Origin of the sequence: Pannonibacter sp. XCT-53 (assembly GCF_009915765.1) — a bacterium.
In the GTDB taxonomy this organism is placed as follows: Bacteria; Pseudomonadota; Alphaproteobacteria; order Rhizobiales; family Stappiaceae; genus Pannonibacter; species Pannonibacter tanglangensis.
The window spans coordinates 2525377-2539248 of sequence record NZ_JAABLQ010000001.1 but is presented as its reverse complement, the minus strand read 5'-3'; the positions used below and the strand labels follow the sequence as shown (position 1 = coordinate 2539248).

Genomic DNA, 13872 nt, shown 5'->3' with positions numbered 1-13872 from the left:
CGGTCCGGCCGACTTATCCCGTCATCAGCGTCATGACATGGGCCGCCACGGAACGGGCAAGTCCTTCCAGATCATAGCCCCCCTCGAGCACGGAGACGACATGGCCCTGGGCGTGCCGGTCGGCCACGTCCATGAGCTGCCGGGTGATCCAGCCGAAGTCGGCCTCCAGCAGGGCGAGCCCGCCCAGCGGATCGCGGGCATGGGCATCGAAGCCGGCCGAGATCAGCACCAGCTGCGGCGCAAAGGCGTCCAGGCGCGGCAGCACCGCCGTCTCCACCGCCTCGCGGAACACCGCCCCGTCATCGCCCGCCGCCAGCGGAACATTGACGATGGTGTCGGCCTCGCCGCGCTCATCGGCCGCGCCGGTCCCCGGATAGAGGGGCATCTGGTGCGTCGAGACATACATCACCGAGGGATCGGCCCAGAAGATGTCCTGCGTGCCGTTGCCGTGATGCACGTCGAAATCGACGATCGCGACCCGGTCAAGGCCGTGTTTCTCCCGCGCATAGCGCGCGGCAATGGCGACATTGTTGAACAGGCAGAAGCCCATGGCCCGGTCATGTTCCGCATGGTGACCGGGCGGGCGGGAGGCGACGAAGGCGTTGCTCACCTTGCGCGTGAGCACCTCGTCCACCGCGCGGCAGGCGCCGCCAACCCCGCGCAGGGCGGCTTCCCAGCTGCCCGGCGACATGGTCGTGTCCGCATCGATGCGCACGAGGCCTTCCTGCGGCGCGGCCCGGTAGAGCCGGTCGACATAGGCGTTGGGGTGGGCCCGCGAGATGTCCTCGATGGCGCCCATCGGCGCGATGTCGCGCTCCAGCGACTGGAACCGCTCATGCTCGAGCACCCGGTCGATCGCCCTCAGCCGATCAGGGCGCTCCGGGTGCCCCAGAGGCGTCAGGTGGTCCAGAAAGCAGGGATGGGAAATGAGCAGGGTAGACAAGTCGGCTCCGGCGCTTTGGCATCGCGCGGCAGGCGCGCCGGGGAAGGCACCCGGACAGGCGCCGGCACGCACGCCTGCTGCGGCGCCAGTGAGCGGCAAGGAGCCATCGACTGTCAATGAGCCACATCAAATCCGGGCGGCGATCTGTCCCGGACACCAGGCATCCGGCCAGAAAAAAGGACTTGGCCCGGGAGGGCCAAGTCCGCTGCAAGGTGCGAGCATCGCAATGCTCGAGGGGAGGTCCGCTGCATCACCCGTGATATGTCCCTGCATAAATGATTCCAGCCGGTGACAGCCAGTCGATTACCGTTAACTGCGCAGGCAAACCTGTTAACAATTTGCGTATCCGAACCATAACATCCTTGCGAACCTGTCGAAAATGACGGTCTCGACACCGGAATCCAAAGCAAATTTCAGAAAATTTCTAAAGAACAGATGCGGATGCGATGAGTATATCTTGAGGTTTGCCCGGCCTGCTGCAGGGTTACCGGAATGCGCAGCATGTCATGGCGCGCAACGGGCATGGCCAGCCGGACCGGGGGCATCATTGAACGTTTCCAATTCCAATATTCAGAGGTTCTGAAGCTGACGATTGTTACGCCGAGGCATCGCTGTGCGCAATTTTTGCAAAGAGCCCGCCGCGCAGTCCCATGGCGGCGGACATGAGGACTGGATCTTCGATGTCAGGGTTTAGGGGCGGGGAAAATGCGACTGCTGCGCGTATGCCTGCCTGTCCAAATCCCGTCGGCCTCCTCTGCCGGGTCCAGTCTCCCGCGCGGCCCGGATCTCCGGCGGCAGAGCTCAGCCGCGCGGGGCGGCAGCGCGGCGCAGGCGATCATTGATCGCCTCGCCGAGCCCATGGGCCGGAATGGGCTGGACACAGATGCAGGCGGCCCCGCTGCGGTCCAGCCGGCGCAGGCCAGTGAAGAGATTGGCGGCCGCCTCGGCCAGATCGCCGCTCTCGGAGAGGTTGAAGCAGGCAACCGCAAGGCCGGCATCGGCCGGCGGGACCGGTCCGAAGCCGAGCAGGGCCTCGCCCGGAAGGACACCGCGCGCCTCAAGCCGCACTGTCGCCCCGGGAGCATAGTGTGAAGTCAGCATGCCGGGCGCCAGAGGAGCTGCATCGTCGCTGTCCGCCGTCATCAGGTCCTCGCCCAGCACGGCAACGATGGCCTCCCGCGACAGGCCGCCGGGCCTCAGCAGGGTCGGGCGCTGGCCGGCGAGGCTGACAATGGTGGACTCAACGCCGATCGCGCAGGGACCCGCATCGATCAGGTGCTGGATGCGGTCGCCAAGGTCCGCGGCCACGTCGTCTGCCGTCGTCGGACTGATCCTGCCGGACAGGTTGGCGCTCGGCGCAGCCAGCGGCCGGCCGGAGGCCTCGGCCAGCCAGCGCATCACCGGCGCGTCGGGCACCCGCAGCGCCAGGGTGTCGAGCCCCGCCGTGACCAGATCCGAAATGGCCGAGCCCTGCTGTCGTGGCAGCACGAGCGTCAGCGGCCCCGGCCAGAAGGCCGCCGCGAGGGCGCGCGCCCGGGCATCGAAGACCCCGTGACGCTCCGCAGCTGCAAGGCTTTCCACGTGGGAAATCAGGGGGTTGAAGCTTGGTCGGCCCTTGGCTGCATAAATGCCGGCGCAGGCCTGCCCGTTGGTTGCATCGGCGGCCAGACCATAGACCGTCTCCGTCGGAACCCCGACAAGCGCCCCGGCGCGCAGGGCCTCTGCCACCGGCGCCAGAAGGCCGGAGGTCCGCCAAGCGGTGGACTTCAAATCCACACTCCAACGCTGCATCGTGGTGCTCATGTGGCCCTCGGGGCGGCAGACACGGTCGCGCAGGCCTGCCGATGGGTAACGTATTGACGTTTACGTAAACGTCTATAGGTTCGACGGAAGTCGATGACGTCGCGCGGCGTTTTGGGGGCTCGGCTTGCCCGCGTCAAGCTCGAAGCGTGCGCGAAAGGGAGAAACGGATGTATCGCGCGCCTCTTTCGGAAATTGCCTTCACGTTGACCCATATCGCCGGCCTTGAGGACCTGCGCTCCCTGCCGGGCGTCGAAGACCTGAGCGACGATCTGGTGGAGGCGATCCTGACGGAGGCCGGGCGCTTCGCGGCCGAGGAGATTGCGCCGCTGAACGCGATTGCCGACCGGACCGGAACACCGTTCCGGGATGGCGCCGTCACGTTGCCGCCGGCCTGGCGCGACCTGTATCACCGCTGGATCGAGGGGGGCTGGAACGGGCTTGCCGCCGACCCGGCCCATGGCGGGCAGGGCCTGCCGCTGATGCTCTACATCGCCACGCTGGAAATGTGGAACTCCGGCTCGATGGCCTTTTCGATCTGCCCGACCCTGACGGTGGGGGCCATCGAGGCGCTCGAGAAACATGCCTCGGAAGACCTCAAGGCCACCTATCTCGACAAGCTCGTCTCCGGCGCGTGGACCGGCACGATGAACCTGACCGAGCCGCAGGCGGGCTCCGATCTCAACGCGCTCACGGCGCGTGCCGAGCGCCAGCCCGACGGCACGTATCGCATCTTCGGCCAGAAGATCTACATCAGCTACGGCGAGCACGACATGACGGACAACATCGTCCATCTGGTCCTTGCCCGCCTGCCCGACGCACCGGCGGGCACCCGGGGCATCTCCCTGTTCCTCGTCCCGAAGGTGCTGGTCAATCCGGACGGCAGCCTCGGCGCGCGCAATGACGTGCGCTGCGCCGGCGTCGAGCACAAGATGGGCATCCACGGCTCGCCCACCTGCACGATGATCTATGGCGATGCCGGCGGGGCCATCGGCTGGCTGGTCGGCGAGGAAAACAGGGGGCTGGCCTGCATGTTCACGATGATGAACAACGCCCGGCTGGCGGTGGGGGTCCAGGGGCTGGGTGTCGCCGAACGCGCCTTCCAGAAGGCGCTTGCCTATGCGCTCGATCGCCGCCAGGGCAAGGCGCCCGGTGACGACAGCAAGGGGATGAGCCTGATTGCGGCGCATCCTGACGTGAAGCGCATGCTGCTTGGCATGCAGGCGCGGACCCAGGTGTCGCGCGCGATCTGCTACGCCTGCGCCCATGCCATCGACCGGGCCCGCCTGTCGACGACGGCAGAGGACCGCGCGTTCTGGACGGACCGGGCCGGGCTGCTGACGCCCCTCGCCAAGGCCATCTCCACCGATTTCGGCGTCGAGAGTGCCTCGCTCGGCATCCAGATCCACGGTGGCATGGGCTTCATCGAGGAAACCGGCGCGGCGCAGCACCTGCGCGACGTGCGCATCTCGACGATCTACGAGGGCACCAACGGCATTCAGGCCATCGACCTGATCCAGCGCAAGCTGCCGCTCGCCGGCGGCGCCCACGTGAAAGGGTTCATCGACGAGCTTTCGGCCCTTGCCGCCGCCGCCGCCGCGCATTCCGATACCGGGGTCAAGGCGCTGTCGGATCCGCTGAGCATGGCCATCGCCGACCTTGGTCGCGCCACCGACTGGATGATGGAGGCGCAGGCCGGGGGACGCGTCGCGGAAGCCCTTGCCGGTGCGACCCCTTACCTCCGTCTCACCGGGCTGACCTTCGGTGCCGCGCTGCTGACGAAGGGGGCTCTGGTCGAGGATCGTGATCCGAAGGCCACCGCCCATCGGCGGCTGCTGGCGCGGTTCTTTGCCGAGACTCTGCTGGTGGAGGTGGGCGGCCTGGCGCGCGATGTCATGGGTGCCGCCGACAGCATCCTTTCCTATGACCCGATGGCTCTGGCGTCCTGAACGCCGGAGGGAGGACCGTCATGATCCGCATGCACAGGGAAGCCGGCGTCAACATTCTGCGTTTCGACCGGCCGGACAAGAAGAATGCCATCACCGGCGAGATGTACCTCGCCCTCGCCGAGGGCCTGAAGGCCGGTGATGCGGACGCGGAGGTCCGCTGCCACCTGATCTGTGGCAGCCCTGGCGCCTTCACGGCCGGAAACGACATTGCCGACTTCCTGCAGCATGCGGGCAAGGGCGATCTGACCGGGCTGCCGGTGCTGACGTTCCTTGACGCGCTTGTCCGCGCCGCCAAGCCGCTGGTCGCCGCAGTCGATGGTCTGGCCATCGGGGTGGGAACGACCCTGCTGTTCCATTGCGACATGGTCTTCGCCAGTCCGCGGACGCTGATCAAGTCCCCCTTCGTCGATCTGGGACTGGTGCCGGAGGCCGGCTCAAGCCTGCTGGCCCCGCGTCTGATGGGACATCAGCGGGCCTTCGAGCTGCTGTGTCTGGGCGAAGGCTTTTCGGCAGAGGCCGCGCAGGCTGCCGGGCTGGTCAACCACGTCGTCGCCGAGGACGAACTCGAGTCACGGGCCATGGCAACGGCCCGGGCCATCGCCGCGAAGCCGGTGGAAGCCATGCGCCTGTCGCGTGACCTCCTGCGGGGCGACCGTAGCGACCTGCTCGCCCGCATGGACGAGGAGGCCCGGCTCTTCGGCCAGCGCCTGTCCTCGGCCGAAGCCGTCGCCGCCTTCACGGCCTTCATGGCAAAGGGCAAGGGCTGAGACGGGAGCGCAGTCGTTCCCGGTGACCGGGAACGGACCGCGCCTGGCTGCAAGCCGCAGACGGACCGTCAGTCGAACTCGGGGCCCCGGGCCGGATAGGGCGTGATTTCCTTCCAGGCCTTCATCAGGGTCTCGAGCTCCTCGTCGCCGTGTGGCGGCAGGATGATCTCCAGCCGGACCAGCAGGTCCCCATGGCCGCCGGCCTTGGTCGGAAGCCCCTTGCCTTTCAGCCGCATGACCTTGCCGCTGCTCGATCCGGCCGGGATCGTCAGGTTCACCGCGCCGTCCAGTGTCGGCGTGCGCACCTTGGCCCCGAGAACGGCCTCGTAGAGGGTGAGCGGCAGGTTCAGGTGCAGGTCCGAGCCCTTGACCTCGAACAGCCGGTGCGGACGCAGCCGGATTTCCACCACGGCATCGCCGGCCGGTCCGCCGTTGAGGCCGGGCTGCCCCTGGCCGCGCAGGCGGATCTTGTCGCCTTCCTCGGTCCCGGCCGGGATCTTCAGCTCGACGCTCTTGCCGGAGGGCAGGGTGATGCGGGCCTTGCCGTCGCGACCAAGCTCCTCCAGCGTGACCTGCAGGAGCAGGTCCACGTTCTTGCCGGCCTGGGGCATCGACGAGCGGCCCGCGCCCCCGGCTGCGCCCCCGCCAGCGCCCGCGCCATACCCCGCGCCGGCACCGGCGCGGCGGCCGCCGAAACCGCCGAGAATGTCGTTCAGGATATCGTCGAAGCCGCCGCCGCCCATTCCGCCGCCGCCCATGCCCCCGGACGCGCGGAAGCCGCGGTTCGCGCCGGCGTCGCGGCCGGCATCACGGAAAGGGTCGAAGTCGGAGAAGCCGTCAAAGCCATGCGCCTGAAAGCGGGGCTTGCCCTCGGCGTCGATCTCGCCGCGGTCGAACTTCTGGCGTTTGTCCTTGTCCCCCAGGATCTCGTAGGCCTGGTTGATCTCGGCAAAGCGGGACTGGGCATCCGGATTGTTGGCGTTCTGGTCCGGGTGGTACTGCTTGGCAAGCTTGCGGAAAGCCCGCTTGATGTCCTGCTCGGTCGACGACTTGGGGACGCCAAGAACAGAATAGGGGTCGCGCATCTGAGGTCCAATGGTCTGGGGGGCAGGGCGCCGGGGTTCGGCGCCGCCGTTTGCCCGTCACTTTAACTTGACTGGCATATAAGGTGCGAGAGCCAGTGTTGCCAGATCGGGCTTGTTCCGGGCTGACCCTGCGTCATCTAGCGGGCGGCCTCGGCAATGCCGATGACCTGCAGCTCCTGGCGCAGGTCGCGGCAGGCATTGCCGCTGTAGGCCTTCACGCCCTGGATCGTGTTGGCAGTGGTCTGGAAGGCCATGCAGCCGGGCACCTGCTCGCCCTCGCGTCCCAGCGCCGTGATGGTGCCGGAGTTGCCGCTTTCCGGATTCAGCCACGGGATCTCGACCGCCGCGCCGGCCACCGGTGCCCGCGTCAGGGCGAGGGCGATCACCGCGCGGTCGGTGGTGTCGATCTCCAGATCGGAGGCAGTGCCTGCTCCGTTGGTCGACCCGGTGACATCCACGGCCGCCGGTCCGTCGTAACTGGCAAGGGGAGAGGAGATCTGCGCGCATCCGCCGAGCACGAGCGAACCGGACAAAATGGCCGCAGCCAGTCCGTAGTGCTTGGAAAGGAGCGTCGGATATGGAAGGTTACGCATCACCAAGGGCCCTTCTCACCCGGATCCAGCCGTCCCGGAGGCGGCCGGATATCCCGCCCCGGATACCCACATCTGACAGCCTGCCGAGCCAATGACCCACATCGACGACACTTCCGCAAAAGACTTAACAAACGGTGATTTCACGGAAGCCGCAGAGCCGTTCGACCTGTTCGCGGCGTGGCTTGCCGATGCCGAGCCGAAGGAACTCAACGACCCGAACGCCATGGCGCTGGCCACGGTGGACCCGGACGGGCTGCCGAATGTCCGCATGGTGCTGCTCAAGGGCTTCGACCCGCGGGGGTTCGTGTTCTACACCAATCTGGAGAGCGCCAAGGGCCGCGAACTCCTCTCGGCCCGCAAGGCGGCCCTCTGCTTCCACTGGAAGTCGCTGCGCCGGCAGGTGCGGGTGCGCGGCCTCGTCGATCTGGTGAGCGACGCGGAGGCCGACGAGTACTATCTCTCCCGTCCGCGCGGCAGCCGCATCGGGGCCTGGGCCTCGAAGCAGTCCCGGCCGCTGGAGAGCCGCTTTGCCCTGGAAAAGGAAGTGGCGCGCTACACCGCGAAGTTCGGCATCGGCGATATCCCGCGTCCGGAGCACTGGACTGGCCTGCGCATCACGCCGCTCGAGATCGAGTTCTGGCATGACCGTCCCTTCCGCCTGCATGACCGCGTCCGCTTCACCCGCCCGTCGGCCGACGTCGCCTGGCAGAAGCTGCGGCTCTACCCGTGAGAGCCTTCGCGCCTAAAGCAACTTCTTGAGGCGGAAATAGAGGAAGGTCAAAGCGACCGAGACGAGCATCAGCCCGAGCGAATAGGGGTACCCGTAGGCCCATTGCAGCTCGGGCATTGCGGCGAAGTTCATGCCGTATACGGATGCGATGAGCGTGGGCGGCATGAAGATGACCGCCACGACCGAGAAGATCTTGATGATCTGGTTCTGCTCGAGATTGACGAGGCCCACGGTCGCGTCAAGCAGGAACGCGAGCTTGGTGTCGAGCGCGTCCGCATGTTCCTTGATCGACTGGATGTCACGGCCGAAGGTCTTGCAGCTCGCCACCTGGTCCTCGGTGAGATTGACCCGCGTGGCACGGCTGGAGAGGAACAGGAACAGCCGGATGAGGCTGGCGCAGACGTCATGCATGCGGGCCACCTGCAGGCCGATGCGCCCCTGGGTGCGGATCGCCGCCCGGTAGGTGTCGGCCTGGCGCGAGCTCAGGCCCTCCTCGAAGACGCGGGAGGAGAGCTTGTCGAAGGCGTCCGAGGCCTCTTCCAGCACGTCGGCGCAACGGTCGATGATGATGTCCAGCATCACGAACAGGATGCCCGGCCCGTTGCGGGGGATGGTCGAGTCGCTCTGGACCCGGCGCGAGCAGTTGATGATCGACTGAGGCTCGCCGTACCGGACGGTGACGAGGCGCTTGGCGCTCAAGACGAAGGTGACGGACGACATCTTCGGGTCCGGCATCCGCGCCGCCATGGGCAGCAGTGCGGTCATCACGATCGCGCCCGGCTCGTCATAAAGCCGCTCGGAGGTTTCGATCGAGGCGATTTCCTCCCGGGTCGGGATCTCCGCGCCCATGAGGTGCTCGGCCGCCAGCTGCTCCTCATGCGTCGGATTGAACAGGTCGATCCAGACTGCGGTCAGAGGGATCGTGCCGCCGGCCGGAACTTCCGAGCGCGCGAAGCCGGTGGACGTCGGGGTGTAGGCAATGATCATGTCCCGGTGCTCCGCCTTGACCTGCTCCCGTGGAGACGATGCACGCAAAACCTGATTCGGCCAAGCCGAAGTTATTGATTTGACAGCGAACTATCCGGCTGATCCGCCCTCGGGCAGGCGTCTGGTCCTGGACGTCTGTTCTTGGGCGTCTGGTCTTGGGAGTCTGGGTCTGGGCGGCTCACGCCTCGGGAGCGGGACGGTTGCGCCTGGCGGACAAAAGGCTCGGGGAGGATCCGACGGGAAGGCTCGCCTTGCGGGGGCGGCCGGCCGGGAAACGGTCGGACCAGAGCGGACCTTCGGGGGAGCGCACCGTGCAGATCCGGCTCAAGCGATGCAATCGGCTCGGGAGCGGCATGACCGGGGCCGCAGCAGGTCCGAAAGGACTGCGAGCATGGGGCTGGGTCGCACGCAGTTGATGATCCGGCGCGGGATCAGCAGGCGCGACGAAGCGGAGCGGGCGAGCCCTCCGGCGCGGAAGGGGGCTTCCGGCGCCGGGGCTTGGCTCGACGGGATTACCGCTTGGCGGACGTCCCGGCCTTGGCAGTGATGGCTGCCGACACGGCCTGGATGGCCAGCGGCTTGTACTGTTGCACGAGGTTCGGAACGTTTGCAGTTTTCTTTTCAGGGGCGCTCGTCATGTACGTCAGTCCGGCTAGAGGGTTGACAGATACTTAAATGCACATCGATTGCGGCGGGCTTATGGCCAGCTGGCAAAATCCGACAGTTCTTTTGCAGTGCAAAACACTGGCGCTGCTAGATTATCCTTATCGTCACCCTGGAGGGTTTACGATCCTTTAAGCATTACGCGTGCGGCGCCAAAAGGAAAAGGCCCGAACCGGGCCTTTTCGCAGGAATTCTGTGGCTCTTTCACGTCAGCGCAAGTTTTCGCGCCGGACATGCGCCTCCGTGGTGTCAAGCGCCGTCTCGAGACGGTCGAACAACATGTCCAGTTCTTCGGCAGAAATGACCATGGGCGGGCAGATGGCGATCGTGTCGCCGATGGCGCGCAGGATCAGTCCCTCCGCCTCGCAGGCCTTGGCACAGGCCAGCCCGACGCCCTGCGTCAGGTCGAAGGACCGGCGGCTGGCCTTGTCGGCCACCAGCTCGACGCCACCCACCAGACCGCTGCAGCGCACGTCACCGACCAGCGGATGATCGGCCAGCCGGCCGATGCGGGCGGCAAACTGCGGCGCCAGCCCGCGCACGCGCCCCACGATGTCGCGGCTCTTGTAGATGTCGAGGGCCTTGGCCCCCACCGCACAGCCGAGCGGATGGCCGCCGTAGGTGAAGCCGTGGCCGAAGGTGCCGATCTTGCGGCTCTGCTCGACGAAGGCCTGGTACATCTCCTCGGGCAGCAGCACGGCACCGAGCGGGACATAGGCCGACGTCAGCTGCTTGGCGCAGGAGATGGTGTCCGGCGTGAAGCCCATGGTCTGACAGCCCCACCAGTTGCCCGTCCGCCCGAAGCCGTTGATCACCTCGTCGTCGATGAACAGGATGTCGTTGGCCTTCAGGATCTCGACGATGCGCGGATAGTAGCCCTGCGGCGGCACGATGACGCCGCCGGCCCCCATCACCGGCTCGGCGATGAAGGCGGCGATGGTGTCGGCCCCCTCGCGCTCGATCAGCGCCTCCAGATTGCCGGCGATCCGCTCCACGAATTCCGCCTCGCTCTCGCCCGCCTCGCCGAACCGGTAGTGATGCGGGCAGTCGGTGTGCAGCACGCCGGCCACCGGCAGGTCGAAGTCGCGGTGGTTGCCCGGCAGGCCGGTGAGCGAAGCGGCCATCACCGTCACGCCGTGATACGCCTTCACGCGGCTGATGATCTTCTTCTTCTGCGGCTTGCCGCGGGCGTTGTTGTAGTACCAGGCCAGCTTGATCTGGGTGTCGTTCGCCTCCGAGCCCGACGAGGTGTAGAACACCTTGGACACCGGCATCGGCGCGATGTCCTTCAGCCGTTCCGCCAGCTCGATCGCCGGCTCCATGCCCTTGCCGCCGAAGAGATGGTAGTAGGGCAGCCGGGACAGCTGCTCGCGGGCGGCCTCGATCAGCTCCTCGTCGCCGAAGCCGAGCCCGGCGCACCACAGGCCGGACATGCCCTCGAGATATTCCTTGCCCTGCGTGTCGTAAATGAACACGCCCTTGCCGTGTTCCAGCACGAGCGGGCCCGTATCCACGAGCTTATGGAGCTGGGTGTAGGGGTGGAGCAGCGATTGGACATCGCGGGCTTGCACATTCGTCAGGGGCATGGCTGTTTCCTCTCTCCGGCGGCCGAGTCGCCGGCTCCCGATGCCAGCCTGCGGCCGCGGCTCCTGTCAAGCGCGCCGCACAGGGTCCCCCTGGCACCTGGACACTGAGACAAGCGGCGGCTGGCGAAAGGCCCGCCGCCCCGGAGACACGAGCATGAGCCCACGCCCCCAGACGGCGATCAAGGCCATCCTTTTCGACAAGGACGGCACCCTCATCGATTTCCAGCGCACCTGGTCCCCGGCCTTCAGCCGTCTGATCGAGACCATGGCGGCGGGCAATGCCCAGACGGCGGGTGAACTGGCCCGCGTCAGCGGCTTCGACCTCGGGCAGGGTCTGTTCGATCCCAATTCTCCCTTCGTGGCGGGGGCCAACGACACGGTGCTCGACGACTGGGCGCGCATTCTGGGCGTCACCGATGCGCGCGGCCTTCTGGCCGACATGGAAGCGCACCTGTTCCGGTTCGGGCTGGAGAACCTTGCCCCGTTCCCGACGCTGGACCCGACGATCCGCACGCTGCACGCGGCCGGCTATGCGCTCGGCATCGCCACCAACGACACGGAAGCCGCCGCCCGCGCCCAGATGGAAGCTCTCGGGCTCAGCGCCTGTTTCCAGCACATCTACGGCTATGACAGCGGCCATGGCCCGAAGCCGGAGCCGGGCATGATCCTGGCCTTCAGCCGGGCGACGGGCCTGCATCCCTCGGAAATCGCGCTGGTCGGCGACAGCCTCCACGACATGCACGCCGGGCGCAATGCCGGCGTTCGCCGCGTCGCGGTGACCACCGGAACCGTCGGGGCGGATGTGCTCGCCCCCCACGCCGACCATGTGTTCGGCGGGCTCGACGATCTGCTCGACTGGCTGGACGGCATGGGCGCCTGAGCCGGCAGACCTCCGGCACTGATGCGCTGCAGCACGCTGCGGGCCGTCTTGCCTCTGGACAGCATCCGCGACGCCTCCGCACTATGGCGGTCGGGCGGGGCCTGCCCCCGGACGGCCGCCCCGGGAGGTGAGACATGCTGGGCTTGATGCAGGACTGGCCGCTGACATGCACGCGGCTGATCGACCATGCGGCACGCAACCACGGCGCCGTGGAAATCGTGTCGCGCAGCGTCGAAGGGCCGATCCACCGGACCACCTATCGCGAGCTGCACGAGCGCGCGCGCCAGCTGGCCAAGCGCCTGCAGAGGCAGGGGATCCGCCTGGGCGACCGGCTGGCGACGCTGGCGTGGAACACCTGGCGCCATGTCGAGGTCTGGTATGGCGCGATGGGTCTTGGCGCCATCTACCACACGGTCAACCCGCGCCTCTTTCCCGAACAGATCGCCTGGATCATGAACCACGCCGAGGACCGGCTGCTGTTCGTCGATCTGACCTTCCTGCCCATTGTCGAGAAGATCTGGCCGCGCCTGCAGACGATCGAGCAGGTCATCGTGCTGTGCGATGCCGTGCATCTGCCGCCCACGACGCTGCCGCGCGTCGTGCCCTACGAGGACTGGCTGGCGGAGGCGGATGCGGACTTCGCCTGGGTCGAGGTCGAGGAGAACACCGCCGCCGGCATGTGCTACACCTCCGGTACCACCGGCGACCCGAAAGGCGTTGTCTATTCCCACCGGTCCAACGTGCTGCATGCGCTCTGTGCGTCGGTGCCGGACATGCTGGGCCTGCGCAGCCGCGACCGCGTGATGCCGGTCGTGCCGCTGTTCCACGCCAACGGCTGGTCCCTTGCCCTGTCCGCGCCCCTGGCCGGATCGGCCCTGGTGCTGCCGGGACCCAAAATGGACGGGCAATCGATCTGGCACCTCCTCGACAGCGAGCGCGTCACCCTGACCGCGGCCGTCCCGACCGTCTGGCTGATGCTGCTGCAGCACCTGCAGTCGACCGGGGCGGGCCTGCCCTGGCTGGAGCGGGTCGTGATCGGTGGCTCGGCCTGTCCGCGTGCGATCACGCGGGCCTTCGAGGAGGACTATGACGTCCGCGTGATGCATGCCTGGGGCATGACCGAGATGAGCCCGATCGGCACGGTCTGTGCGCCCAAGGCAGGCAAGGCCACCCTCACCGGCGAGGCACGGCTCGACCTGCAGGCCAAGCAGGGCATTGCCCCTTTTGGCGTCGAACTGAAGATCACCGACGACGCCGGCACCGAATTGCCCTGGGACGGCCGGACCTTCGGCCGCCTGAAGGTCCGTGGCCCGGCAATCGCCCGGGCCTATTTCAAGGCGGAGACGGACGAGGTGCTGGATCCGGAGGGGTTCTTCGACACGGGCGACGTGGCCCACATCGACCCTGACGGCTACATGCAGATCACGGACCGGTCGAAGGACGTGATCAAGTCCGGTGGCGAATGGATCTCGTCGATCGATCTGGAAAACCTCGCAGTGGGGCATCCGGACGTGGCCGAGGCCGCCGTCATCGGCGTGCCGCATCCCAAGTGGGACGAGCGACCGCTGCTGATCGTCGTTCCGCGCAGCGACACCCAGCCGCGGGCCGAGGACATCCTGGCCTACATGCAGGGCAAGATCGCCAGCTGGTGGATGCCCGATGATGTCGTCTTCCTCGACGAGATCCCGCATACGGCTACCGGCAAGATCAGGAAGTCGGCCTTGCGCGAGATGTTCCGCGCGCACGTGCTGCCGGACCGCCGCCCGCCCGGCGCACGGGACGAGCCCCCTCGCTGACGCGGGGGAGGGCGCAGAAGCTGCTGGCGTTCACACCGGCTTGGGCTAGGATGCAGCCGATCACGCGCCGGCGCCGCCGGGCGCATGTCGAGG

12 protein-coding genes are annotated in these 13872 nt (G+C 67.2%); 5 read left to right on the top strand and 7 right to left on the bottom strand.

The annotated features are described in order from the left end of the window. Positions 1–13 precede the first annotated feature (13 nt). On the bottom strand, positions 14–943 hold the full coding sequence (locus tag GWI72_RS11275) for a histone deacetylase family protein (protein WP_161676325.1): 930 nt from the start codon (positions 941–943) through the stop codon (positions 14–16). A gap of 801 nt (positions 944–1744) precedes the next feature. Next, positions 1745–2734 carry an L-threonylcarbamoyladenylate synthase gene (locus tag GWI72_RS11270; RefSeq protein ID WP_161708698.1) on the bottom strand — a complete coding sequence of 330 codons (990 nt, stop codon included), beginning with the start codon at positions 2732–2734 and terminating at the stop codon, positions 1745–1747. Between the two features lie 179 nt (positions 2735–2913). On the opposite strand from GWI72_RS11270, the gene GWI72_RS11265 reads away from it, so the two are divergent. Together GWI72_RS11265 and GWI72_RS11260 are read left to right on the top strand one after the other, a co-directional pair. Further along, complete coding sequence (locus GWI72_RS11265; protein ID WP_161708697.1) at positions 2914–4692, top strand: acyl-CoA dehydrogenase; 1779 nt, start codon at positions 2914–2916, stop codon at positions 4690–4692. A 20-nt stretch (positions 4693–4712) separates the two neighbouring features. Further along, positions 4713–5459 carry a crotonase/enoyl-CoA hydratase family protein gene (locus tag GWI72_RS11260; protein WP_161708696.1) on the top strand — a complete coding sequence of 249 codons (747 nt, stop codon included), beginning with the start codon at positions 4713–4715 and terminating at the stop codon, positions 5457–5459. Positions 5460–5527: 68 nt separating this feature from the next. Here GWI72_RS11260 and GWI72_RS11255 read toward each other — a convergent pair whose 3' ends face one another. Beyond that, complete coding sequence (locus GWI72_RS11255; RefSeq protein WP_161676321.1) at positions 5528–6544, bottom strand: DnaJ C-terminal domain-containing protein; 1017 nt, start codon at positions 6542–6544, stop codon at positions 5528–5530. A gap of 137 nt (positions 6545–6681) precedes the next feature. Then, positions 6682–7137: an RT0821/Lpp0805 family surface protein gene (locus GWI72_RS11250; protein WP_161676320.1), complete on the bottom strand. Its 456-nt coding sequence runs from the start codon at positions 7135–7137 to the stop codon at positions 6682–6684. A gap of 91 nt (positions 7138–7228) precedes the next feature. On the opposite strand from GWI72_RS11250, the gene pdxH reads away from it, so the two are divergent. Continuing rightward, a complete protein-coding gene (gene pdxH, locus GWI72_RS11245) occupies positions 7229–7867 on the top strand; it encodes a pyridoxamine 5'-phosphate oxidase (RefSeq protein ID WP_161708695.1) in 639 nt (212 codons plus the stop codon). A gap of 12 nt (positions 7868–7879) precedes the next feature. Here pdxH and GWI72_RS11240 read toward each other — a convergent pair whose 3' ends face one another. The 3 genes from GWI72_RS11240 to GWI72_RS11235 all read right to left on the bottom strand — a co-directional run bounded on the left by GWI72_RS11240 (position 7880) and on the right by GWI72_RS11235 (position 11103). Then, complete coding sequence (locus GWI72_RS11240; RefSeq protein WP_161676318.1) at positions 7880–8854, bottom strand: magnesium transporter CorA family protein; 975 nt, start codon at positions 8852–8854, stop codon at positions 7880–7882. Positions 8855–9366: 512 nt separating this feature from the next. Further along, complete coding sequence (locus tag GWI72_RS20320) at positions 9367–9492, bottom strand: hypothetical protein (protein WP_280116338.1); 126 nt, start codon at positions 9490–9492, stop codon at positions 9367–9369. A 234-nt stretch (positions 9493–9726) separates the two neighbouring features. After that, a complete protein-coding gene (locus GWI72_RS11235) occupies positions 9727–11103 on the bottom strand; it encodes an aminotransferase (RefSeq protein WP_161676317.1) in 1377 nt (458 codons plus the stop codon). 154 nt (positions 11104–11257) lie between these two features. Here GWI72_RS11235 and GWI72_RS11230 point away from each other — a divergent pair, with 154 nt between their 5' ends. After that, on the top strand, positions 11258–11983 hold the full coding sequence (locus tag GWI72_RS11230) for an HAD family hydrolase (protein WP_161676316.1): 726 nt from the start codon (positions 11258–11260) through the stop codon (positions 11981–11983). 134 nt (positions 11984–12117) lie between these two features. After that, the gene (locus GWI72_RS11225) at positions 12118–13779 is read left to right on the top strand and encodes a long-chain-fatty-acid--CoA ligase (protein WP_161708694.1); all 1662 of its coding nucleotides are present in this window, start codon (positions 12118–12120) and stop codon (positions 13777–13779) included. The last annotated feature ends 93 nt before the right edge of the window (positions 13780–13872 follow it).

Excerpts from the sequence above, each read along its gene's own strand:
- GWI72_RS11270 (WP_161708698.1), bottom strand. The coding sequence starts at position 2,734 with ATGCAGCGTTGGAGTGTGGATTTGAAGTCCACCGCTTGGCGGACCTCC.
- GWI72_RS11265 (WP_161708697.1), top strand. The coding sequence starts at position 2,914 with ATGTATCGCGCGCCTCTTTCGGAAATTGCCTTCACGTTGACCCATATC.
- GWI72_RS11260 (WP_161708696.1), top strand. The coding sequence starts at position 4,713 with ATGATCCGCATGCACAGGGAAGCCGGCGTCAACATTCTGCGTTTCGAC.
- GWI72_RS11255 (WP_161676321.1), bottom strand. The coding sequence starts at position 6,544 with ATGCGCGACCCCTATTCTGTTCTTGGCGTCCCCAAGTCGTCGACCGAG.
- GWI72_RS11250 (WP_161676320.1), bottom strand. The coding sequence starts at position 7,137 with ATGCGTAACCTTCCATATCCGACGCTCCTTTCCAAGCACTACGGACTG.
- pdxH (WP_161708695.1), top strand. The coding sequence starts at position 7,229 with ATGACCCACATCGACGACACTTCCGCAAAAGACTTAACAAACGGTGAT.
- GWI72_RS11240 (WP_161676318.1), bottom strand. The coding sequence starts at position 8,854 with ATGATCATTGCCTACACCCCGACGTCCACCGGCTTCGCGCGCTCGGAA.
- GWI72_RS20320 (WP_280116338.1), bottom strand. The coding sequence starts at position 9,492 with ATGACGAGCGCCCCTGAAAAGAAAACTGCAAACGTTCCGAACCTCGTG.
- GWI72_RS11235 (WP_161676317.1), bottom strand. The coding sequence starts at position 11,103 with ATGCCCCTGACGAATGTGCAAGCCCGCGATGTCCAATCGCTGCTCCAC.
- GWI72_RS11230 (WP_161676316.1), top strand. The coding sequence starts at position 11,258 with ATGAGCCCACGCCCCCAGACGGCGATCAAGGCCATCCTTTTCGACAAG.
- GWI72_RS11225 (WP_161708694.1), top strand. The coding sequence starts at position 12,118 with ATGCTGGGCTTGATGCAGGACTGGCCGCTGACATGCACGCGGCTGATC.